This is a genomic window from Cellulomonas sp. McL0617 (assembly GCF_049994875.1).
GTDB lineage: Bacteria > Actinomycetota > Actinomycetes > Actinomycetales > Cellulomonadaceae > Cellulomonas.
The window spans coordinates 4,088,459-4,110,922 of record NZ_CP188256.1 but is presented as its reverse complement, the minus strand read 5'-3'; the positions used below and the strand labels follow the sequence as shown (position 1 = coordinate 4,110,922).

Sequence of the window (22,464 nt, the reverse complement as noted above, 5' to 3'; positions counted from 1 at the left end):
GTCGTACGGTCGGTTCTGCGCGCGCCCGCCGGGCAGGCGGTAGTGATCGTGTGAAGGGTCCGCAACCAGGGCCGACGTCCCAGGATCTGCCCTGCCCGGTCCTCCATACTGGGCAGCACCGGCAGAGGCATGCTCGCGATCGGGCGGTTGCCTCGCGTCGCCGTGACCAGTTGATCGACGGAAGGCAATGCGTTGGCAAGCACGAACCGGAGGGCCGCGCCCGCACGGAGCAGGCGCAGTGCACCCCGCGGGTCGAAGCGCCGCACCGCCCCGAAGCAGAACCGGAAGCTCTTCGACTACCCGCGCACCGGCTTCCACGGCCTGCACCGCTGGCTGCCGTCGTGGCGTGTCGTCCTCGGCACGATGCTCGGCTTCGCCTTCCTCGTCGCGGGCTCGACCGTCGCTGCCTACGCGGTGACCAAGGTGCCCAGCGCATCCGCCGACGACGTCAAGGCGCAGACCACGACCGTCTACTTCGCTCCGCACGACGACGGCACCCCCGGAGCCGTCATGGGGACCTTCGCCACCCAGAAGCGCAAGGTGGTCGACTACGCGACCCTGCCGAAGTACGTCGGCCAGGCCACCGCGGCCGCCGAGGACAAGTCGTTCTACAGCAGCAGCAGCGGCATCTCCATCAAGGGGATGGGCCGCGCGCTGATCAACAACCTCAAGGGCGGCAAGACCGAGGGCGGGTCCACGCTGACGCAGCAGTACGTCGAGCGGTACTACGTCGGTCAGACGACGACCGACTACGTGGGCAAGGCCAAGGAGGCGTTCCTGGCGATCAAGATCGCCAAGACGCAGTCCAAGGACGAGATCATGGGTCGCTACCTGAACGCGATCTACTACGGCCGCGACTCGTACGGGATCCAGGCCGCCGCGCAGGCGTACTTCGGGGTCGACGCGTCCGCGCTGACCGTCGAGCAGTCCGCGCTGCTGGCCGGCATCATCCCGTCGCCCAACAACTGGGACCCGCGGGTCAGTCCGAAGAAGGCCGAGGCGCGCTGGAACGTCGTGCTCGACTCGATGGTCGACTCCGGCTGGCTGACCGGTGCCGCTCGCGACGCGATGGTGTTCCCGCAGACCATCCCGTACGTCGAGAGCAACACGATGGGCGGCACGAACGGGTACCTGCTCGCCATGGTCCGCGACGAGATGCTGAAGGACTACGGCGTCCAGGAGGGTGACCTCAAGCAGGCCGGCTACTCGATCGTCACGACGATCAAGGAGGACATGCAGGCCAGCGCCGTCGCCCAGGCGAGCGGCTTCATGTCCGGGACCCTCGAGGGCGAGAAGGCTCAGCCGAACCCGCTGACCCGAGCATCCATCACGTCGGTCGACCCGACGAGCGGAGCGATCCTCGCGCTGTACGGCGGCCCCGACTTCCTGGGCACCGGACCGCAGGACCAGCTCAACCGCGCCACCGTGGACCACCCGGAGGCCGGATCGACGGTCAAGCCGTTCGCTCTGATCGCGGCGCTCGAGAAGGGCATCCCGCTCACGACGAAGTTCAACGGCAACGCGCCCCAGAAGATCAAGGGCTGGGACCCCGTGCCGAGCAAGAGCGTCGTGACGAACTTCGCCGGTGAGGAGCACGAGGGGACGGTCGACCTGGTGAAGGCGACGGCGGACTCCGTCAACACGGTGTTCGCCCAGCTCAACCTGCAGGTCACCCCTCAGGCGACGCAGGAGGTCGCCGACCGAGCCGGCGTGCCCGACATCGGGGTCAACAACAGCAACGTCCTCGGGTACGCGTCGGTGCACCCGATCGACATGATCGGCGCCTACGCGACGATCGCCTCCGGCGGCATCCTGCGCACTCCGTACATCGTCGCCCAGGTCAAGGACTGGAAGGGGAACGTCGCCTACGAGCACCAGGTCCAGTCGAAGCGCGTCTTCGCCGCCGACGTCATCGCGGACACGACGTACGCCATGCAGCAGGTGGTGCAGTCGGGTTCGGCGAAGCCGTGGATCAAGCCGCTCGCCCGTCCGATCGCCGGAAAGACCGGTACCTCGACGGACAACAAGTCCGCCTGGTTCATCGGGTTCACCCCCAAGGTCGTCACCGCGGTCTCGCTGTCGCAGATCAGCGCGGACCTCAAGGGCGAGGACACCATCTCGCCGCTCGGCACGGGCAAGAACAAGGGCCAGGTCTCCGGTGGCAAGTGGCCGTCGTTCATCTGGCAGTCGTACATGAAGACCGTGTTCGCGATGCCCGCCTATGCGGCCGTCGAGGACTTCCCGCCGCGCGCCAACGTCGCGGCGGAAAAGAAGCCGACCGCTGCTCCGAAGCCGTCGGAGACGGTTGCCCCGCCGGCCCCGACCGCGCAGGCCCCTCAGCAGATCGCGGTCCCGGCCGGTCTGGAGGGCAAGCTCGAGGCGGATGCCACCGCGGCAGTGGTCAACGCGGGGCTCGCGCCCAACATCATCTCCGAACCCTCGGACACGGTCACGAGCGGGCGCATCATCCGCATCGATCCCGCCGGCGGAACGATGCTGGCCCCCAACGGGACGGTGACGCTCGTCGTCTCCACGGGCCCGAAGGCCGCCCCGACGCCGGCACCCACGGCGACGACACCGGTCCCGGCGTCACCCTGACGTACCCGACCCGCCACACGACCGAGGCCCGCATCCCCGCGGGCCTCGGTCGTTCGCGTACGGGCTGCGCGCGACTCGTGCGTCTGGCGACGGTCGTCGAGGGCGGATTTCGGTCCGGCGAGCCGGACCGGTAGACTGCGAGGCTGCTATGCCCGACGAACACCTCGTCGACCTCGACGGGGTTCGGGCACAGCGACGCACAGACCCTCCTGCCACGGATCGACCGTGGCCGCTGAGACCAGAGGAGGTGGGTATGAGCCTGCGTCAGTACGAACTCATGATCATCCTTGACCCCGAGATCGAGGAGCGCACCGTTGCTCCGTCGCTCGACAAGTACCTGACGGTCGTCAAGACCGACGGTGGCACTGTCGACAAGGTCGACATCTGGGGCCGTCGCCGGCTGGCGTACGACATCCAGAAGAAGTCCGAGGGCATCTACGCCGTCATCGACTTCCACGCGACGCCCGCGACCGCCAAGGAGCTCGACCGCCAGCTCGGCCTCAACGAGGTCGTCCTGCGGACCAAGGTCCTGCGCGCCGACGCCTGATCGCACCTTGTGGGTGGTCGCATCTAGCGTGCGACTCCACAACATCTGACTTTCATCTCGAACGAGCGAGGAGCTGGGTATGAGCGGTGAGACCGTCATCACGGTGATCGGGAACCTGACCGGGGATCCCGAGCTGCGCTTCACCCCCTCGGGGGCTGCTGTCGCGAACTTCACCGTCGCGTCCACCCCCCGCACGTTCGACCGCCAGAGCAACGAGTGGAAGGACGGCGACACGCTGTTCCTGCGCTGCTCCATCTGGCGGGAGGCGGCCGAGTCGGTCGCCGAGTCACTCACCAAGGGCACCCGCGTCATCGTGACCGGCCGGCTCGTGCAGCGCTCCTACGAGACCCGCGAGGGCGAGAAGCGCACCGTGTACGAGCTCCAGGTCGACGAGGTCGGCCCGTCCCTGCGCTACGCCACGGCCAAGGTCACCCGGACTCAGCGTTCGGGTGGCGGCGGCGGTGGCTTCGGCGGAGGAGGCGGCGGCTACAGCGGCGGCGGCTCGAACAGCGGGGGCGGCAGCCAGCAGGACGACCCGTGGGCCACGCCCACCGGTGGGTCCGGCGGCGCCGGCTACGCCGACGAGCCCCCGTTCTGATCGACACGGGCGCCTAGCAACACCCCGCATCTCTCCATCCCTGGGAATGGCAACGCCCAGGGCTCCAGCAGACAAGGAGCACCACGATGGCCAAGGCCGTGGTCCGCAAGCCGAAGAAGAAGCAGAACCCGCTCAAGGCGGCGAAGATCGACGTCGTCGACTACAAGGACACTGCGCTGCTGCGCAAGTTCATCTCCGACCGCGGGAAGATCCGCGCTCGCCGGGTGACCGGTGTGTCCGTCCAGGAGCAGCGCGCGATCGCGCGTGCCGTCAAGAACGCCCGCGAGATGGCACTCCTGCCGTACTCGTCGTCGGCGCGCTGAGAAAGGAGACCATCATGGCAAAGATCATCCTGACCCACGAGGTCACCGGTCTCGGTGAGCCCGGCGACGTGGTCGAGGTGAAGGACGGGTACGCCCGGAACTTCCTCGTCCCGCGCAACCTGGCGACGCCCTGGACCAAGGGCGCCGAGAAGGACGTCACCGCGATCCGCCTGGCGCGCAAGCGTCGCGAGATCGCGTCGCTCGACGACGCCAAGGCGATCCGCGACTCGCTGCAGTCGAAGGCCGTCGTCGTCACCGCCAAGGCCGGCGAGTCGGGCCGTCTGTTCGGTCACGTCACGACCGCCGAGATCGCGGAGGCCGTCAAGAAGTCCGGCGCGCCGCAGATCGACAAGCGCAAGGTCGAGATCGGCCAGCCGATCAAGGCCCTGGGCGAGTACCAGGTGTCGGTCCGTCTGCACGCAGACGTCGCCGCCACGGTGACCGTCAAGGTCGTCGCAGCCTGAGCTGAGCACGTTCGACGAAGCCCCGCCCTCCGCAGTGGAGTGCGGGGCTTCGTCGTGTCCAGAGGTCAGGCGACGCCGAGGTAGGCCTGCTTGACGGCCGGGTCGGCCAGCAGCTCCTTGCCGCCGCCCGTGGTGATGACCTCGCCGCTCTCCAGGATGTACGCGCGGTCGGAGCGGGACAGGGCCTGCTGGGCGTTCTGCTCGACGAGCAGGATCGTCGTGCCGGTCGAGTTGATCTCGGTGATGATGCGGAAGATCTGCTGGATGACCAGCGGCGCGAGCCCCATCGACGGTTCGTCGAGAAGGAGCAGCCGCGGTCGGGCCATGAGCGCGCGGCCGATGGCGAGCATCTGCTGCTCGCCGCCCGAGAGCGTGCCGCCCACCTGGGACCGACGCTCCTCGAGGCGGGGAAAGAGCTCGAACACGCGCGCGACCGTGGCGTCGTGCTCCGCCTTGGTGTCGAAGGTGCGCGCGTAGGAGCCCATCTCGAGGTTCTCCATGACGGTCATCCCCGGGAAGACCCCGCGACCCTCGGGCGCCTGGACGATCCCGGCCAGCACACGCGTGTGCGCCTTCATGCGGGTGATGTCCTTGCCGTCGAACCAGACCGACCCGTGCGAGAGCGGCCGGATGCCGGAGACGGCGCGCATCGTCGTGGTCTTGCCGGCACCGTTGGCGCCGATCAGCGTGACCAGCTCGCCCTCCTCGACGGTCAGCGAGATGCCGCGGACGGCCTCGATGCGGCCGTAGGCGACGGTCAGGTCCTTGAGCTCAAGCAATGGCATCGTCGGGCACCCCCAGGTAGGCGGCGACGACGGCCGGGTCCGCGGAGACCTCCGCGGGGAGGCCGTCGGCGATCTTGCGGCCGAACTCCAGGACGACGACCCGGTCGGTCACGCCCATCACGAGGCGCATGTCGTGCTCGATGAGCAGCACGGTGAACCCGTCGTCGCGAATCTTGCGGATCAGGTCCATGAGCTGCTGCTTCTCCGCCGGGTTGAACCCGGCTGCCGGCTCGTCGAGGCAGAGCAGCTTGGGCTCGGTGGCCAGGGCGCGGGCGATCTCGAGGCGCCGCTGGTCGCCGTAGGGGAGGTTGCGGGCCTGCTGGGTGGCGCGCTTGCCGATGCCGACGAACTCGAGCAGGGCCATCGCGCGCTCCAGCGCGTCGCGCTCCTCGGCGCGGTGACGGCGACTGCGGAACACCGCACCGGGGACCGACGTCTTGTGCCGCGCGTCGGTGCCGACCACCACGTTCTCCAGCGCCGTCATGTCGCTGAACAGCCGGATGTTCTGGAACGTGCGGGCGATGCCGAGGCGGGTGATCTCGTTGCGCTTGATCGCGCCGATCTTCCGCCCGTCGAACACCACGCTCCCCGACGTTGGCCGGTAGATGCCCGTCATCGTGTTGAAGCACGTGGTCTTGCCGGCACCGTTGGGCCCGATCAGGCCGAGGATCTCCCCGCGCCGGATGTCGAACGAGACGCCGTCGAGAGCGGTCAGGCCGCCGAACTTCACGGTGACGTCGTCCATCGCCAGCAGCGAATGGCCCACCTCGGTCCGGATGTCGCGCTCCGACGCGATCATCTCGGCGACCTTCTCGGGGTCGGCCAGGTCCGGGTTCACGTCGGCGACGTCGACGGACACCGCCGTCTCCACCTCACCGTCGGGCAGGTAGATCTCGTTCAGGTCGGCGCGGGTGGTGATCAGGTCGTCGGGGGCGCGGAACTGCTCGTCGCCCTCCGACCCCGCACCCATGCCTCCGGGAGTGCTCATCGGGTGCCTCCCTCGGTGTCGTCGGACGAAGCGGCCGCGACCGTTGCCGGCACCGGCGGCTTCGACGCGAGGGCCGCTGCCGCGAGGTACGCACGGCGGGCCGCGACGTAGACCTGACGACCGTACGTGAGCAGCTTCTGTCTCGCCGGGAAGAGTCCTTGTGGTCGGAAGATCATCAGGGTCATGAGGGCGAGGCCGAAGAACAGGTACTTGTAGTTGGCGATCTCGTCGCCGTTGATGGGGATGCCGAACAGCTGCGTACGCCCGAGGAAGAAGTTGGGCAGGTACACGATGATGAACGCGCCGGCGATGACGCCGAGCTTGTTGCCCTGACCGCCGAGGACGACCGCGCACAGGAACAGCATCGAGTTGATGACGTTGAACGTGGACGGCACCACGAACTGGACCTGGCCCGCGTAGAGCGCCCCGGACAGGCCACCGATGGACGCGCCGATCACGAACGCCCACAGCTTGAACTTGAAGGTGGGCACGCCCATGATCTCGGCGGCGTCCTCGTCCTCGCGGATGGCCACCCAGGACCGTCCGACCCGAGACCGCTCGAGGTTCCCGACGATCACCAGCACGATGATGATGAGCACCATCGACAGCCAGAACCAGAACGCACCGGAGTTCAGAGGTGGGGTCACGTTGCCGGCGGAGAAGACGCCGTTCGGACGTTCCTCGCTGACGCCGGCGACGGGGTAGGCGATCTGCGAGAGACCGCGGCCGCCGCCGGTGAGCGAGGTGAGGTTGTCGGCCAGGAGGCGGACGATCTCTCCGAACCCGAGGGTGACGATGGCCAGGTAGTCGCCGCGCAGCCGCAGGGTCGGTGTGCCGAGCACCAGACCGGACAGGGCGGTCGCGGCGATCGCGATCGGGACCGCGAACAGCCACGCCCAGTCCTTGGAGAGCCAGTCGTCGGTGAGGTTCCACGGGCTGTCGGGGCTGGTCAGCAGGCCGACGGTATAGGCGCCGATGGCGTAGAAGCCGACGTACCCCAGGTCGAGCAGACCGGTCTGGCCGACGACGACGTTCAGGCCGATGGCGAGCAGCGCGTACATGCCGAACTGGGCGAGCACGCTGCCGAAGTCGGTGCCCACCGTGGTGATGACCGGGAGGCGCAGCACGGGCAGGAGGGCGATGAAGATGATGATCGGGGAGCCGACCAGCCACTGCATCTGGCGCGGCAGGGCGTCCCACCACAGGCGCAGGCGGTCGCCGAGCCCGAGGTGCAGGGCGTCGGCGGTGGTGGTGCTCGTCGAGACGTCGGTGCTCATGCGCGTGCCCTCCCGAGGGACTCACCCAGGATGCCTGTCGGCCGGAACATGAGCACCAGCACCAGCAGGACGAAGGCGACGACGTCGCGCCACTCGGTGCCGAAGACCGCCTGGCCGTACAGCTCCATGACGCCCAGCAACAGGCCACCGAGCAACGCACCGCGCAGGTTGCCGATGCCTCCGAGGACTGCCGCGCTGAACGCCTTGATGCCCAGGATGAACCCTCCCGAGTAGATGATCCCGCTGGGGACGCGCAGCGTATACAGCAGCGCGGCCGCGCCGGCGAGGATGCCGCCGATGAGGAACGTCAGCACGATGACGCGCTCGCGGGACACGCCCATGAGGGTGGCCGTCACGGGGTCCTGCGCGACGGCCCGGATGCCGCGGCCGAACTTCGTCGCGTTGATGAACCGGTCCGTCATGAACGCCAGGACCAGGGCCGACAGGACGATGACGATCTCGACGTTGGTGACCGTGGCGCCGAAGATGCTGAAGACGTCGACCGGTTCGACCAGCCGGATCGGCTGCTGGGCGTTCACGCCGCCGAGCTGCCCGCCGGTCAGCTTGGGCAGCACGAAGTGCACGAACTCCTGGATGACGAACGAGGCGCCGATGGCGGTGATGAGGAACACGAGCGAGGGTGCGCCGCGCTTGCGCAGCGGCCGGTAGGCCACCCGCTCGAGCCCGACCGCCGATCCGCCGGCCACGATCATGCCGCCGATCAGGGCGATCCCGAGATAGAGGATCGTCAGCGGTATGCCTTCGTTGTACGCGTTGCCGCTCGGGGTGAAGCCGAGGAGCAGCAGCGTCCCGTACACGCCGAACATGCCGAGCATGAAGATCTCGGAGTGCGCGAAGTTGATGAGCCGCAGCACGCCGTACACGAGGGTGTAGCCGACGGCGACCAGCGCGTAGATCGAGCCGTACGTGAGGCCGTCGATGGTGAGCGCCCAGAAGTTCTTGGCCAGCGCGTGCAGATCGAACCCGATCATCGGATCGGCCAGGACCTGCGCGCCTGCGTGCAGGACAGAACTCATGCGACTCCTCGTGCGGGGGTTGGGCGACGGTACGGCACGACGGCCGGGTCCGTGCGGACCCGGCCGTCGTGTGCGCGCTACTTGACCTGGTAGATCCAGATCAGGGCCGAGGCGAGCTCGCCCGTCGACTCCCACTTGTAGTGACGGGCCAGGCCGTCACCGTCGTAGTTCTTCACGTAGTCGACCAGGCCTGCACGGTCCTTCACGCCCGAGTCGATGCCCTTGAGCATGATCGTCGTCAGGTCGTAGGCCTCGACCGAGTAGACCCCCGGGGCCACGTTGAACTTGGCCTGGTAGTCCGAGGCGAACTTGTCGGGCGCGGGGCCGCAGGGGCAGGACAGGTAGGCGCCCTTGGCGGCGTCACCGGCCTGCTTGACGAACTGCGGGTCGTTGCTGCCGTCGGCCGAGACGAAGGTGGCCGTGACGCCACCCTCCTTGAGCTGCGACGCGAACGGCGCAGCCTCGGCGTAGTAGCCGGCGTAGAACACGGCGTCCGGGCTCTCGCCCTTGACCAGCTGGACCGCGGCCGAGAAGTCCTTGTCACCGGTCTTGACCTTGGCGGCGCAGGCCGAGTCGGCCGCGTCTCCGAGGCCGGTCGTGATCTGCTCCGCGAGGCCCACGCCGTAGTCGGAGTCGTCCTGGACGACGCAGACCTTGGTGTACTTCAGCGTGTTGACCATGTACGCGGCGACCGACGGGCCCTGGACCGCGTCGTTGGCCAGACCGCGGAAGAAGTTGGTCCAGCCGTTGGTCGTCAGGCCCGGGTTGGTGGCCGAGGCCGTGAGCGAGAGCAGGCCGGCCTGGTTGAACACGGGGCCGACGGCCTTGGTCTCACCGGAGAAGGCCGGGCCGAGAAGGCCGATGACGGAGGCGTCGCCGACGATGGTCGGCGCGACCTGCGTCGCCTTCTGCGGGTCACCCTCGGTGTCGAACTGCTTGATGGCCACCTGGCAGTCCTTCGACGCGGCGTTGTGTGCGTCGATGGCCAGGGTGGCGCCGTTGAGGATGTTGATGCCGAGAGCAGCGTTCGCGCCCGTGAGGGCACCGGCCATGGCGATGGTCACCGGGTCGCACTTCGCGCTCGGGTCACCGGCCGGGTCGGCCGGCGTGCCGCTGTTGTCGACCTTGACCTCTGCACCCTTGTTGTCGATCTGGACCAACGGCTGGATGGACAGTGCGGCCGAGGCCTCGGTCGAGGACGCGCTGGAACCCGAACCCGAGCCGTCCGAAGACTTGGACGAGCACCCGGCGACGGCGAGGCCGACCACCAGGACGAGCGCAGTTCCCGCGAGGCGCGGAGTCGATCTACGCATGTGATACCTCCGTGGATATACGTGGCCACCCGTGCGGGCGGGCCGCTTCCCGACGGTGCCGGGGCTGAACGCAACGTAAGCCCATGGGGTTACCGGGGCGTTTCATTAGCCTCGAAAACCCGGTCTCAGATCGAGAACGCCCAGGTCACAGAACGATCACGGCGCGGCCGATCATCGGCGCGGAGGGGTCGACGGCGTCGTCGAGCCCCGCCGCGGGCAGTCTTACGTGTTGTCGGGCAGTGCGCCAGCCCTCGCCGCTGAATCCGTTCAGTTCCCGGTGACGATCCAGCGGTTGCCGCGTGCCCGCAGGCCGGTGGTGAGGGCGCGGGCCAGCATGAAGACGCCCGCGAACGCCGCCCACAGCCACGCCAGACCGGCCGTCCCCGACGGCGAGAGGTGCTCGACCGCCAGCGCACAGGGCACGTAGACGGCCAGGGTGCCCATGCCCGCCCAGGCGAGGAAACGCCCGTCGCCCGCGCCGATCAGGACGCCGTCGAGCACGAACGTCCACCCGGCCATCGGCATGGTGACGCCCGCGACGACGAGAGCGACGGTGGCGGCGTGCTGGACCGACGCCGACGGGGTGAAAAGCGGGACGTAGAGCCAGCCGAGCCCGCCGAGCGCGAGACCGAGGGCCGCGCCCGCGCCGACGCCCCACTGCAGCGTCCGGCGCAGGAGCGCGCGGACCAGGGGCACGTCGTCGGCGCCCAGCGCATGGCCGACGAGGGCCTGAGCGGCGATGGCCAGCGCGTCGAGCGCGAAGGCCGCGAGGCCCCAGACGGCGCCCACTACCTGGTGCCCGGCGAGCGGGACCGGGCCGAGGCTCGTCGCGACGACGACCGTGAGCAGGATGGCCAGCCGCAACGACAGGGTGCGGACGAGCAGCGGCGTGCCGGCGCGAGCGTTGGCGATGATGCCGCCGACGGCGGGGCGGAGCTGGGCTCCCTCCCCGCGGGCGCCGCGGACGACGACCAGGCCCAGCACGAGTCCCATGGCGACCTGCGTGATCGCGGTGCCCAGGCCCGAGCCCGCGATGCCCATCCCCACGCCGTAGACGAGGGCGATGTTGAGCAGCGCGTTGGCGATGGCGCCGGCGCTCGCGACGACCAACGGCGTGCGGGTGTCGAGCAGACCGCGCAGCGCGCCCGTCGAGGCCAGGACCAGGAGCATGCCCGGCAGCCCGGGCGCTGACCAGTGGAGGTAGATCACGGCCTGCTCGGCGACGACGTCGGACGCCCCGAGAGCGTCGACCACAGCGGGTGCGAAGAGCCAGACGGCGACGGCGAGCACCAGACCGAGGCCGAGGGCGAGCCACATGCCGTCGACGCCGAGCTGCAGGGCGCCCGCCCGGTCTCCGGTGCCGAGGCGTCGCGCGACCGCCGCCGTCGTGGCGTAGGCGAGGAACACGCACAGGCCGATGACGGTGATGAGGATCGTCGAGGCGAGCGCCAGGCCGGCCAGCGGTGCCGTGCCGAGGTGGCCGACGACCGCCGAGTCGACGAGCACGAACAGCGGTTCGGCGACGAGCGCGCCGAGGGCCGGGACGGCGAGGGCCAGTATCTGCCTGTCCACGCCAGGGCGAGTGTGTCCGACAGGTGAAATCCCGGCCAACCTTTCCTCGGTCCACAGGAACTACTGGGTGTTTACGCCGGTCCGGGCGTCGAACACGGACGAATCTGGCTCGTCGTCCACACCTCTGTCCACGGTCTGTGGGCAACTCGCCAAGGTTATGCACAGGCCATCGACAGGTTTGGGCCGCCGTCCACAGAACACCCCACAGACCCCCGAGGGCCCGTTTGGACAGCCACCCGGAGGTGCGCCTACCGTCCAAGAGCGAGGTCGGGAAGAGGCCCGCGCGGGCCTGAGTGTCAGTACCCCAGAGTACATATGTTCGAACGATGACGATGGGGAAGCGATGACGATCGACGAGCTCGAGTACGGTGCGCCGGCCGGGTCCAGCCGCGGTGGCGGCGGCTACGACCGCACCCCTCCGCAGGATCTCGACGCGGAGCGCTCGGTGCTCGGCGGCATGATGATCTCCAAGGACGCGATCGCCGACGTCGTCGAGCAGATCCGCGGCACCGACTTCTACCGCCCCGCGCACGAGGTCGTCTACGACGCGATCCTCGACCTGTACGGCCGCGGCGAGCCGGCCGACGCGATCACGGTCGCCGACGAGCTGACCAAGCGCGGCGAGATCGGCCGCATCGGCGGCGCGCCCTACCTGCACACGCTCATCTCGTCCGTCCCGACCGCCGCGAACGCCGGCTACTACGCCCGGATCGTGCGCGAGCGGTCCGTCCTGCGCAAGCTCGTCGAGGCCGGCACGCGCATCGTGCAGCTGGGCTACGGCACCGACGGCGGCGACGTCGACGAGATCGTGAACAACGCGCAGGCGGAGGTCTACGCGGTCACCGAGCGACGCTCGTCCGAGGACTACCTGATCCTCGGCGACATCATCGGCGGGACGGTCGACGAGATCGAGGCCGCGGGCCACCGCGGCGAGGGCATGATCGGCGTCCCGACGGGCTTCTCTGATCTGGATAGATTGACCAACGGATTACACCCGGGACAGATGATTGTCTTGGCCGCGAGGCCCGCAATTGGCAAGTCGACAATGGGAATCGACATTGTTCGTTCCGCGTCGATCAAGCACGGGATGACGTCTGTCGTGTTCTCCCTCGAGATGAGCCGCAACGAGATCACCATGCGTCTGCTGTCGGCCGAGGCGCGCGTGCACCTGCAGAAGCTGCGCAACGGTCAGATGGGCGAGGACGACTGGGCCAAGATCGCCGCGACCATGGGCAAGATCTCCGAGGCGCCGCTGTTCATCGACGACTCGCCCAACATGTCGCTGATGGAGATCCGCGCCAAGTGCCGTCGGCTCAAGCAGCGCCACGACCTCAAGCTGGTCGTCATCGACTACCTCCAGCTCATGTCGTCGGGCAAGCGCGTCGAGTCCCGCCAGCAGGAGGTCTCGGAGTTCTCTCGAGCCCTCAAGCTGCTGGCCAAGGAGCTCGAGGTCCCGGTCATCGCCATCAGCCAGCTGAACCGTGGCGCCGAGCAGCGCACCGACAAGCGCCCGCAGATGAGCGACCTGCGCGAGTCGGGCTCGATCGAGCAGGACGCCGACATCGTGATCTTGCTGCACCGTGAGGACGCCTACGAGAAGGAGTCCCCGCGAGCAGGGGAGGCCGACGTCATCGTCGCCAAGCACAGAAATGGCCCGACCGACACGTTGGTCGTCGCATTCCAGGGGCACTACTCGCGCTTCGTGGACATGCAGGCCTGATCTCCTTAGTAGGTTGTCGAGATGCAAGATAGTTTGAGAATCGTCCCCGGATACTTTAAGTACGACCCGCAGTCGGTCGCCTGCGGCTCGTAGGCATGACGAGTGGCCGTCTTGTGTGTCACACAACCGTCACACAACGGGCACGCCTGGCCGACCAGGGCTGTGCGTCACCCGTCCCAGGCTCGTCCTGAGCAATGGGGAGGGGACTGCTGCGGGACTGGTTGACACTCCATCTGTGGGACTTGGTCCCGCTGGAAGGATGTCGCTATGCCCAAGAAGTTCCCTCCCGAGTTCAAGCGTGACGTGGTGCGGGTCGCCCGTCGTGGGGATCTGAGCCACGCCGAGGTCGCGGCCGACTTCGACATCTCCATCGAGTCGGTTCGGCGCTGGGTGCGCCAGGCCGACATCGACGACGGCGTCACCGGCGGCCAGACGAGCAGTGAGCAGAACGAGCTGGTGCAGCTGCGCCGTGAGAAGCGCCGATTGGAGATGGAGAACGAGATCCTGCGCCGCGCTGCGGCGTACTTCGCTGCTGGATCGCTCCCAAAATGAGTTACCCGCTGGTCCGTGACCTGGCCGCCGAGGGGATCCCGGTGCGGTTGACCTGCGGGGTGCTGGGCCACTCCAGGCAGGCGTTCTACGCCTGGCTGGCCGACCCCATCGGTCAGCGCGAGCTGCAGGACGCCTACCTGACCAACGACCTGATCGACGCCCACAGCGACGACCCGGAGTTCGGCTACCGGTTCCTGGCCGACGAGCTCGAACGAGCCGGTCACGACGTCGGCGAGCGGCGGGTCTGGCGGCTGTGCTCCCAGCAGAGGCTGTGGTCCACGACCGTCCGCAAGGGTCGTCGCGGCAGCGGGAAGTCTCCGGGGCCGGCGGTCCACGATGACCACGTCCAGCGCAACTTCACCGCGCAGCGGCCTGATCAGGTCTGGGTCACCGACATCACCGAGCACCCCACGGCCGAGGGCAAGCTCTACTGCTGCGCGATCAAGGACTTGTTCAGCAACCGGATCGTCGGCTACTGCCTGGACGAGCGGATGACCGCCCAGCTCGCCGTCACCGCGCTGCGCACCGCCGTCGCCCGGCGCCGCCCGACTGGCGTTGTCGTGGTCCATTCGGACCGGGGCTCGCAGTTTCGAGCGCGAAGCTTCCGGGCGGTCCTGACCGCCGCCGGGCTGCAGGGCTCGATGGGTCGTGTCGCCTCAGCCGGTGATAACGCCGCGATGGAGTCCTGGAACGCGCTGCGGCAAAAGAACGTCTTAAACCGTCGCCGATGGCGCACCCGCGACGAGCTGCACCAAGCGATCGTGTTCTGGACCGAGCGCACCTACAACCGCCGCCGACGCCAGCGCGCGCTCGGCAAGCTCACTCCCGTCGAGTTCGAACTCGCCTTCACCGCCCAGACCGCAGCCATTGCGGCATGATCACCACTCACCAGGTGTCAACCAACCCTGCAGCAGTCCCGTGTGGTCGATTCCGAGCGCGCGAGATCTTCGACCACGCCTGCTGGTCCAGGTACACGACCGGGCGGCCGGCGAGGGGCGCGGCGTCGTGCAGGCTTGGAAGCTCAACCCCGAACTGGTCGCCTCTCGCAGTGGTGAAGACGACGGCGCCCTTGTCGATGAGGGCCAGCATGGTGCCAACGATGGGTTCGTCGGGCATTGGCCTGACCGCGAACGGCGCGGTCTTACCGTCCGAACGGGTTAGCGTGGCCTCGCCCGTACGGTGGTTCACGTTCACCAGGATGATGGTCGGTGCCGCGTCGCCCGGGGCCTCCGTTCTGCTCGCCACGGAACACAGTCTCGTGCCACCTTGCCCGACGACACGAATACCCAATTGCCGGGAGTCAGCCCGGCCGACTCCGCCAGACGTCTTCTGAGGCGATCCAACGGACATTGGGCGTCGCACCTTCGTTCAGGCGCGAAGCAAGCGTTGGGCGCGCACAAGACGGGGCCGCCTACCCGTCTTCACCCTGCGCCTCAACCTCGAGGCGCTTGAGCAGCCTCATCAGCAAGTCGGCAAGCAGCACGATCTCCGCCGCTTCGGTGGCGTCACTCAGGTCGACCCGTCGGTGGCTGGCGGGGTTCTTGAATAGTCCGATCGCGCCTTTGAAGAGGTCCATGATCGCGACTGCTTCGCCTGCCTGTGTCTCTTCGCGGTGCAGTGGCCCTCCCTGGCGGAACGCTTCCTGCGCGAGCTTCACGCCTACCAGGTCGTGCCCCAGCCCCGAGATTGCCCGTAGCTGAACCTCGACCTCCTTCATAGCGACGAAGGCTGCGGTCTCGAAGTCCCCTCGCAGGAACTGAGGGCGCGCGGTCCGCTCGAGCGCCGGCACGAGCTCGACGTCGAGCCGCTCAACAGATCGGAGCCACGCGGCGCCCCGATCCAGGAAGGCCTCTCCTTGACGGCTAACCACCACGGCGTGGTCACCCTTATCGAGATTCGGCGCAACGAGGCCGTGGTTCAGGATCCAGGACCAGGCCTCGGCGAGCGCCCGCACAGCGTCTGGTCGGCGTGGGTATGCCTCCTGCATCGCGAGAAGCATCCAGTTGCGCCAGTTCCACTCGTTGTTGTCCCGGTAGTCCGTCAGGACGCGCAGTGCGAGTTCGTCCAGGGGGAGGCTGACAACCTCGTCGGCCTCCAGAGTCCAATTCGCCATGCCTCGAAGGATGTCAGGTCGTCAGTCCTGCTGTTTGGAGGGCGAGCGAGATCGAGTCGTGCTCGCCGACGAGTCCGTGCCCTTGCCGTGGGGATCTGCGGTCGCGGGGCCCCGCACGGGCATCAGACGGTTGGCCGACCGCACCGGCGGACGGCTGGTGCCGGCGCTCGCTTCCTTTGCAAGCGTTTGCAATCTTTGTAACTGCCGGGCTGTTCAACTCGCGGCATCGCCGGTCCGGCTACCAGATGCCAGACATGCTCGACGCATAGGCGACTGACGCTGTCGGCGGGGTCTCCTACGCTCTCGATGACGACCCGCGCACGCCAGCTTGCGCGTACGGGCGATCAACGAGAGCGAGGTGCTAGTCACCGTGGGAGTCAGTAACGACGTTAGGGCGCGGGTCGAGACGATCCTAAGCACTGCCTGGAACACCCGCGAAGGGCGGGTGGTGCCGCAAACGTCGGACGTAGCCCTCTCGAACGGCGCCGTTAAAGTTGAGGCGGTGTTCCTCTACGCGGACCTGGCCGAGTCCACGGGGCTGCAGAAGGACTACATCCCGGCGTTCGCTGCCAAGGCGATCCGCATGTACCTCGGTGGTGCGTCACAGATCATCCGGCACTTCGGAGGACAGATCCGGAGTTTCGACGGCGACAGAGTGCTGGGCATTTTCGTCGGCGATTCGAAGCGTAACGACGCGGTAAAGGCCGCATTCATGATCAACTGGCTCGTCCGAGAGGTCATCAACCCGCTCGTCAAGGCACGGCACGAGGCCAACAACACGAAGGTGTGGGTGGCGCGCCATGGCGTCGGGATCGACGTCGGCACGACGTTCGTGGCTCGAGCTGGTGTTCGCAACGCGTCAGGTGAGCAGACCCACAACGACCTCATCTTCACGGGCCGGGCGCCAAACATCGCCGCGAAGCTCAGTTCGGTCCGCGACGCGGGTCTCGGCTCCATCGTCATCACGAAGGACGTGTACGACTGGTTGAAGCCGGAGCAGAAGAAGCACCTAAAGTCCGAGACCAAGGTGTGGTCCGACGCAACGACGCGTGCCGTTGGCCCGTACTCCCTGACGATTCACCACAGCGACTACTGGCGGAACGCGTGATCCGTCGTCGACCGGTCGCCGGTCCAGCGGAACCGCCAGCGGGGGAAGGCTCCCGCACCCTCGACACGGCGTGGCGCGTTCACCAGGCACAGATGGACTGGACCGGCCGCGTCGACACCAAGGCAGCGTTCGCGTTCACCATCGAGTCCGCCGCCATCGCGACCATCGTGGCTCTCACCGCCAATGGCCGCCTGTACTCCTCGCTCGCCGGGTGGTGGACCGTGGTGCTCTACGTCGTCGGCCTGGGATTGTTGCTGGTGGCCGCAGGATTCGCGGCCCTCGTCGTCATCCCTCGTTTGCGCCGATCGAAGGTCGATGCCGAGGCTCGCGACAACTTCATCTACTTCGGCCACGCACGCCTTTGGGAGCCCGCCGACCTCGCGACTGCCCTGAACGAGCGACCCGTGCTCCCGCAGCTCGCCCGGCAGATCGTGGTCATGGCCCGCATTGCTTGGACGAAGCACGTCCGAGTGCAGTGGTCGTTCTCCCTCGCGGTCGTTGGCAGCGCTTGCCTCGTTACGTGCGGACTCCTGCAAGCCACCTGAACCGGCCGTAGAGCCGGACCCTGGACGGCACCATCGGTGCCACCTTCACTCCTTCGCCGCCGAGGGTGCGTCGGACCGGCGTGGTGGTGGCGGTCATCTGCTTGTCCATCGCGCGTGGTGGGGGACCGGTGCGCAGGCACCAGAGCCTCGTCTTGGAGGAGCGGCTGCGCCGGTGCGGTTGGGGACGTCGTGTCTGGTCAGCGCGCGGATGTCGTCGAGGTGGGCGTCGGCCCATCCGTGTCGCACCGCTCAGCGCGACCGCGGGAAGCACGACGTGGGCGACGTCGGCGTTGATCTCCAGGCGAGTGGCGTCCGACGGCATACTGGCCGGCATGCGCGTGCGTACACTTCCTGGCGTCTCCGGCCTGCAGGTACTTGGTGCCCTGCAATCGGCGGCGATGGTCTTCGTAAATCTGCGCGGCATGGCTACGGACGCGAGCGTGCTTCAGACCGAGCTGGTGAAGGCAACTCACGAGCAGATCGCCGCCTTCGGTTACGTTCTCCCACCAACGGAGATCGAGCGCCTCTTGACTACGCAGCGCTACTGGGCGGCGGCGTCATTCGATGGCGCCGGGCGCCCGCGAGCTCTCAACGCCATGCTGTCAACCGAAATCGACGACAAGGTTAGAGCCCTCAACGCCGCCGTCGCCGAGGTCAGCGCCCACTGCGAGATGTGGAACGACGTCGAGCACCTTCTGGTGCCGGACACGAATGTCTTGCTCCAGCACCCGCGGTCGTTCCCGAACGTGCCCTGGAACGCGATCGTCCCGGTCGGGCGACGGCACGTGACCCTAGGGCTCCCGATTGTCGTCGTGGACGAACTCGACCGGGCGAAGTTTCGGACGGACAAGGTGATGAACAGCGACGAGAGGGTGCGCCTTCGGGCCGGCCGCACGCTGCGCGTGCTCGAGCGCCTTCTGAACGGCACGCTGACGAGTCCGTTGACTGCGGGCGAAGTCGAGATCACCGTTCGCGTTCTCGACGCGGAGTGGGATCGCGAGCGCACTGGCACGCCCGACCAGCAAATCATCGGCGCAGCTATCGACGCGCGCGACGCCGGTGAGGTTCCAACGACACTGGTGAGCGACGACCTAGGTATGCGCCTTCGGGCCGCGACTGCAGGCCTTTCGGCCGTCGAGTCGCCCGCCAACAGCAACAACGTGGATGCCGACGATCCGGAGCTCCCACGGGGGTAGCCGCGTCCGGTGGAGCACCTACTCTTCCGCCGCTATCGACGCAGGGTGCGCGTCGAGTGGGCTGGGTAGAGTGCGCGGTCAGGTGCTTGTCGATCGCGTGTGGTCGGGATCGGTGTGCGAAGCCGCGCGCAACAGCGGTCCCTCTGGTCGGTTGCTTCTCGGGTCCCGCCATGACTGATCGCCGCGACGTAGGCGTGCTGCGTCGGCGTCCCCGACTGGCCAGCGGGCCTCGGTGTCGGACGGTCCCGGTACCTTCGCGGCGTCGGCTCATACCACCGAGCGAGCGAGGCCACGTGGACGGCAACTACAAGGCGTACAGCTACACAGGTAGCTCAGACCGAATCAAGGCGATCCTCGACCAGCCTGCTGGAAGCTTCGAGGAGGTCGACGGGCTTCCGGACCGAGACCAACTCACCTATACCAATGGGTACTACGGGATGTGCTCGGCAGTCTTCATCGACATTCGTGACTCCGCCGGTCTCACGAGCAAGCACAAGCGCCCGACGCTGGCGAAGATCTATCGGGCGTTCATCTCGGAGATGGTCGCGGTCCTGAACGCGGATGTGTACGTCCGAGAGGTGAACATCGTCGGCGACTGCGTCTGGGCCGTGTACAAGACAACACTCAAGCCACACATCGACGACGTATTCAACGTGGTGTCTCAGGCGAACACGCTGCTCAAGCTCCTGAACTACCACTACGGGAAACAGGGCATTGACCCGATCAAGATCGGCATCGGCGTCGACTACGGCCGAGTGCTCATGATCAAGGCCGGGTTCAGCGGCAGCGGGATCAATGACATCGTCTACATGGGTGACGTCGTCAACCGCGCGGCCCACCTCGCTCATGAGGCGGGACGTGGCTGGGGCTCCCACCCGATCTACGTCGGAGGAGGATTCCAGCAGAACCTCAACGAGCGCAACCAAGGGTTGCTCACGTCCAGTTACGTATCAGGTCTCGGCAGCGTCTACACGGGCAACGTAGTGAGCAGCGAAATGAACGATTGGCTCGGAAGTCTCTCGTGAACGATGAGGGGCGTCAGGTGCGCGACGTCGTCGTTCGCCGTACACGGTGCTGGAGTGACTTGTGGGACTAGTGTGCCCTGGTTCCAGGGACCCACGAATCGCAGTTCCTGGAGCCTGCGTCGGTGCAGGTCGACGTCTCGGACTCACCGAACCCCAGCAGTTAACTCGGCGTTTCTGTCGTCGGCGGGATGTCGCACCGTGGGCAACCGTTGGCGTGTTCATCTCGACAGACGTACCCGATAGCACCGTTCACGCACCATTCGGCAGCGGCCTCGGACAGCAGGTCAGGCCCAGAAAGGAGTAGCCGGCGCAACTCAGCGTGGTCGGCAATGTCGCCCGGAGGGTTCGTGAACCACTCGTCGAACCAAGGCTTCTCCCGCTGCCCGCGCCAGTGGGCGTGCTCCCGGTCGTCAACTGCCGCGACGAACCGATCGACGATGAGCCCCCAGCCGGGTGCACCGAACCAGCCCTCGTCGAACACACAGAAGGACTCGATCAGGGTCCGCACGCCGAGTTCCCGCTCGTGGAGGCGGTACGCGCGGCCCCAACCGATCGCCTTCTGCGCCATCTCCGCGAGGTCGTCGCACGGATCGTTGTCGTGCGCCGGATCGTCGGGGTTGTGGCAGGCCAGACCAAGCTCGAGCACGGACTGGCCGGTCGGCAGAACCCGTGACGGGTTGACAATGGCGAGGCCCATAGCGACCCAGTCGACATGGTCCAACGACAACATCGCGCGCACGAGCCGGGTGGTCGCCGCATTGATCCGCATCATCGTGCCGTCGTGGAGCGGGCTCCTGCCGGCGTGCCAGTTTTCGACGGGCGTGTTGCGCCACAGGGCGAGCGTGATCCGGGTGGCGGCGAACCACAGCTGAGCGTCGTCGTCAAGGCTGCCGAAGCGGCTGGAGTACTCCTGGGCGCAGTACCGGATCATCTCTCCCTGGCTCGGTCGCGCGTCGGCGTCAGACGTTTCCGGTTCGACGTACTCGTAGTCGTCTGCGTACTCCTTGAGCATCTCGCTCAACTCGGCCGCGCCGTCGGCTTCGCTGTAATCGAAGCCGTCCGGCCCGTTGACGATGTATCTGTCGTGATCCCACGTGACATGCACATCGCCCCAGAGCACAACGTCGTCGCACTGGTCGATGGCGCCGTCCGCCACGACCGGCCTGATCCTGATCGGTGCAGTTCGCCCGTCGGTGCGCTCGTCGTCCTGCCTGGCCGCCCACGCGGTGATGACGCCCAGCGGCTTCGGGACGAAGGTGCCGACCTCGATGACGCTGAACGACTCGTCGTCCTCGTCGGTGTCGAGCCGGCTGTTGACGAAGGCGACCACCTCGGCAGGCGTACGGACGAGGGCCTCGGCACCACTCTCGTTGTCGACGACTCGCCACAACGGGCTGTTCTTCACAACGGTCTCCGATCCAGGTGGGGACATCCAGGGGTGGCGGAACGCGCGGAGCCACTGGGCCGCGACTCCAATGATGGGCTCACCGAGGTCTGTAGGTCGCCCAAGCGCTCGTCGGCGGCGATCTCTTGGAGCACTGTCTGCGTCCACCTTTCGCCACCGCGGCTACACGCCCGAGGTTGAGAAGCGTGCGGCAGTTCCGCGAAGACCGCCCTGCGGGTCGACGGGTTCGGCTTCGCAGTGGAAGTGGCGACACCCTCTCAGCCGCGCCCGTCCCCGCGGTATGACCGTCGAATGACAGAACTGGCGCGTTGCGAACTGAGCCGCCACCGGAACCAAGGTCCAAGGCAGCGCTCGGTCCGACTGCCGAACTGCAGATCAGTCCGCGTTCGGCGGTCGCACCACGTACATGAAGAAGGTCCGATAGTCGAACCCGTGCGCCCGGTGGAACCGGGCGCCAGTCGCAGACATGTGGGTGCTCACCGCGATCGCCTCGCCCACATCGTTCTCTTCCACGTGCCATTGCAATTCGACCGGATCACCGGACGCAGCGAGAACGATCACCGCCTCTCCGCCTGTTGAGCGAGTCAGGGTCCACTCGAGGTCCCGGCCCTTCGGATCGGTGCCTGAGCACGTGAACGTGACCACATCGCCGACCTGCAGGATCATCCGGGGCGCTGGCTCGGCTACGGTCCCCGCGAGCTCGCCCACCTCGTCCCACACGGTGATGGCGGACCCGAAGCTGTCGCTAGCGGACTCGATACGCGGGTAGTAGTCGCCCGCAGCGTCCTGAGAGCTCACGTGGATCGTCACCTTGTTTCGCATCTCGCCAGCGATCCCCGACATGAGTTCACGTTCGGAGGGCATCAGTTCGCGGCTGTGATTGGCGGTGTTGCGCACGCGCTCGAAGTGTTCGAGAAGAGGCAGGATCTTCGCGCGCTTTCCCAGTGCGGCGGCCACCTTGTCCCAATGGGTGCTCGCGATGGCGATGAGTTCGTAGAGCTCGCTGTACTCCAGCCCTACGGGCGCGACAGCGGACGCCCCTGGGCGTCGAGTTCGCTCCTGCTCGTACCGCCCCTGCCAGGCCGCGCGTTGCTCAACGGTCGTCACACGTTCGAGCCATCCCGCACCCCATGCCAAGCGGAGTTCGCGCGAGAGCAGTTGGCGGAGAGTGCGCTCGAGCGTGGTCACTGCAACCGTAGGTTCGAGCGTCACGTCACAGATCTTGTCAGCCGGAAGGAAACTTCGACGGGTCTCGTGCGGGAGGCCAACAATCATGGAGTCTTCTCCGTGCATGCATG

Annotated in this window: 21 protein-coding genes; 11 read left to right on the top strand and 10 right to left on the bottom strand. The window is 67.4% G+C overall.

Annotated features, from left to right (window positions below; genetic code table 11):
• Positions 1-192 precede the first annotated feature (192 nt).
• From ACPPVS_RS18955 to rplI, 5 genes are all read left to right on the top strand, one after another.
• Entirely contained in the window at positions 193-2,598 is a 2,406-nt protein-coding gene (locus ACPPVS_RS18955) for a transglycosylase domain-containing protein (protein ID WP_426593840.1), read from the top strand.
• 253 nt (positions 2,599-2,851) lie between these two features.
• On the top strand, positions 2,852-3,145 hold the full coding sequence (rpsF, locus tag ACPPVS_RS18950) for a 30S ribosomal protein S6 (protein WP_034611334.1): 294 nt from the start codon (positions 2,852-2,854) through the stop codon (positions 3,143-3,145).
• Between the two features lie 79 nt (positions 3,146-3,224).
• Positions 3,225-3,743, top strand: a complete 519-nt coding sequence (locus ACPPVS_RS18945; RefSeq protein ID WP_426593839.1) for a single-stranded DNA-binding protein — start codon at positions 3,225-3,227, stop codon at positions 3,741-3,743.
• An 86-nt stretch (positions 3,744-3,829) separates the two neighbouring features.
• Complete coding sequence (rpsR, locus tag ACPPVS_RS18940; protein ID WP_028051084.1) at positions 3,830-4,066, top strand: 30S ribosomal protein S18; 237 nt, start codon at positions 3,830-3,832, stop codon at positions 4,064-4,066.
• Positions 4,067-4,080: 14 nt separating this feature from the next.
• On the top strand, positions 4,081-4,530 hold the full coding sequence (gene rplI / locus ACPPVS_RS18935; protein WP_426593838.1) for a 50S ribosomal protein L9: 450 nt from the start codon (positions 4,081-4,083) through the stop codon (positions 4,528-4,530).
• A 65-nt stretch (positions 4,531-4,595) separates the two neighbouring features.
• On the opposite strand, the gene ACPPVS_RS18930 is transcribed toward rplI, so the two are convergent.
• From ACPPVS_RS18930 to ACPPVS_RS18905, 6 genes are all read right to left on the bottom strand, one after another.
• Complete coding sequence (locus ACPPVS_RS18930; protein WP_426593836.1) at positions 4,596-5,315, bottom strand: ABC transporter ATP-binding protein; 720 nt, start codon at positions 5,313-5,315, stop codon at positions 4,596-4,598.
• A complete protein-coding gene (locus ACPPVS_RS18925) occupies positions 5,302-6,303 on the bottom strand; it encodes an ABC transporter ATP-binding protein (RefSeq protein ID WP_426593835.1) in 1,002 nt (333 codons plus the stop codon). The genes ACPPVS_RS18930 and ACPPVS_RS18925 overlap by 14 nt, the downstream gene beginning before the upstream one ends.
• Positions 6,300-7,580 carry a branched-chain amino acid ABC transporter permease gene (locus ACPPVS_RS18920; RefSeq protein ID WP_426593834.1) on the bottom strand — a complete coding sequence of 427 codons (1,281 nt, stop codon included), beginning with the start codon at positions 7,578-7,580 and terminating at the stop codon, positions 6,300-6,302. Before ACPPVS_RS18920 ends, ACPPVS_RS18925 begins: the two co-directional genes overlap by 4 nt.
• The gene (locus ACPPVS_RS18915; RefSeq protein ID WP_426593833.1) at positions 7,577-8,617 is read right to left on the bottom strand and encodes a branched-chain amino acid ABC transporter permease; all 1,041 of its coding nucleotides are present in this window, start codon (positions 8,615-8,617) and stop codon (positions 7,577-7,579) included. The genes ACPPVS_RS18920 and ACPPVS_RS18915 overlap by 4 nt, the downstream gene beginning before the upstream one ends.
• A gap of 77 nt (positions 8,618-8,694) precedes the next feature.
• Positions 8,695-9,930, bottom strand: coding sequence for a branched-chain amino acid ABC transporter substrate-binding protein (locus tag ACPPVS_RS18910; RefSeq protein ID WP_426593832.1), 1,236 nt, complete (start codon positions 9,928-9,930; stop codon positions 8,695-8,697).
• Positions 9,931-10,197: 267 nt separating this feature from the next.
• Positions 10,198-11,559: an MATE family efflux transporter gene (locus tag ACPPVS_RS18905; protein ID WP_426596033.1), complete on the bottom strand. Its 1,362-nt coding sequence runs from the start codon at positions 11,557-11,559 to the stop codon at positions 10,198-10,200.
• Positions 11,560-11,845: 286 nt separating this feature from the next.
• Between ACPPVS_RS18905 and dnaB the strand changes: the two genes are divergently transcribed.
• On the top strand, positions 11,846-13,222 hold the full coding sequence (gene dnaB, locus ACPPVS_RS18900) for a replicative DNA helicase (RefSeq protein ID WP_426593831.1): 1,377 nt from the start codon (positions 11,846-11,848) through the stop codon (positions 13,220-13,222).
• A gap of 267 nt (positions 13,223-13,489) precedes the next feature.
• Positions 13,490-14,652, top strand: a protein-coding gene (locus tag ACPPVS_RS18895; protein WP_426593830.1) for an IS3 family transposase whose coding sequence is annotated in 2 segments (ribosomal slippage) — positions 13,490-13,757 and positions 13,757-14,652 — 1,164 coding nt in all. Because the reading frame shifts where the segments join, the coding sequence is not laid out codon by codon here.
• Between the two features lie 7 nt (positions 14,653-14,659).
• Here the strand turns inward: ACPPVS_RS18895 and ACPPVS_RS18890 are convergent.
• Both ACPPVS_RS18890 and ACPPVS_RS18885 read right to left on the bottom strand, forming a co-directional pair.
• Positions 14,660-15,019 (bottom strand): hypothetical protein, encoded by a 360-nt coding sequence (locus ACPPVS_RS18890; RefSeq protein ID WP_426593829.1) that lies wholly within the window; start codon positions 15,017-15,019, stop codon positions 14,660-14,662.
• A 166-nt stretch (positions 15,020-15,185) separates the two neighbouring features.
• On the bottom strand, positions 15,186-15,887 hold the full coding sequence (locus tag ACPPVS_RS18885; RefSeq protein WP_426593828.1) for a TIGR02391 family protein: 702 nt from the start codon (positions 15,885-15,887) through the stop codon (positions 15,186-15,188).
• Positions 15,888-16,389: 502 nt separating this feature from the next.
• Between ACPPVS_RS18885 and ACPPVS_RS18880 the strand changes: the two genes are divergently transcribed.
• The 4 genes from ACPPVS_RS18880 (at position 16,390) to ACPPVS_RS18865 (ending at position 19,761) form a co-directional block, all read left to right on the top strand.
• Positions 16,390-16,995: a hypothetical protein gene (locus tag ACPPVS_RS18880; protein ID WP_426593827.1), complete on the top strand. Its 606-nt coding sequence runs from the start codon at positions 16,390-16,392 to the stop codon at positions 16,993-16,995.
• Positions 16,996-17,087: 92 nt separating this feature from the next.
• Positions 17,088-17,540 carry a Pycsar system effector family protein gene (locus ACPPVS_RS18875; RefSeq protein WP_426593826.1) on the top strand — a complete coding sequence of 151 codons (453 nt, stop codon included), beginning with the start codon at positions 17,088-17,090 and terminating at the stop codon, positions 17,538-17,540.
• 332 nt (positions 17,541-17,872) lie between these two features.
• Complete coding sequence (locus ACPPVS_RS18870; protein ID WP_426593825.1) at positions 17,873-18,736, top strand: PIN domain-containing protein; 864 nt, start codon at positions 17,873-17,875, stop codon at positions 18,734-18,736.
• Positions 18,737-19,029: 293 nt separating this feature from the next.
• Positions 19,030-19,761, top strand: a complete 732-nt coding sequence (locus ACPPVS_RS18865; RefSeq protein ID WP_426593824.1) for an adenylate/guanylate cyclase domain-containing protein — start codon at positions 19,030-19,032, stop codon at positions 19,759-19,761.
• 160 nt (positions 19,762-19,921) lie between these two features.
• Here the strand turns inward: ACPPVS_RS18865 and ACPPVS_RS18860 are convergent, their stop codons facing one another.
• Together ACPPVS_RS18860 and ACPPVS_RS18855 are read right to left on the bottom strand one after the other, a co-directional pair.
• Positions 19,922-21,166 carry a hypothetical protein gene (locus ACPPVS_RS18860; RefSeq protein ID WP_426593823.1) on the bottom strand — a complete coding sequence of 415 codons (1,245 nt, stop codon included), beginning with the start codon at positions 21,164-21,166 and terminating at the stop codon, positions 19,922-19,924.
• 375 nt (positions 21,167-21,541) lie between these two features.
• Positions 21,542-22,378, bottom strand: coding sequence for a hypothetical protein (locus ACPPVS_RS18855; RefSeq protein WP_426593822.1), 837 nt, complete (start codon positions 22,376-22,378; stop codon positions 21,542-21,544).
• Positions 22,379-22,464: the final 86 nt, after the last annotated feature.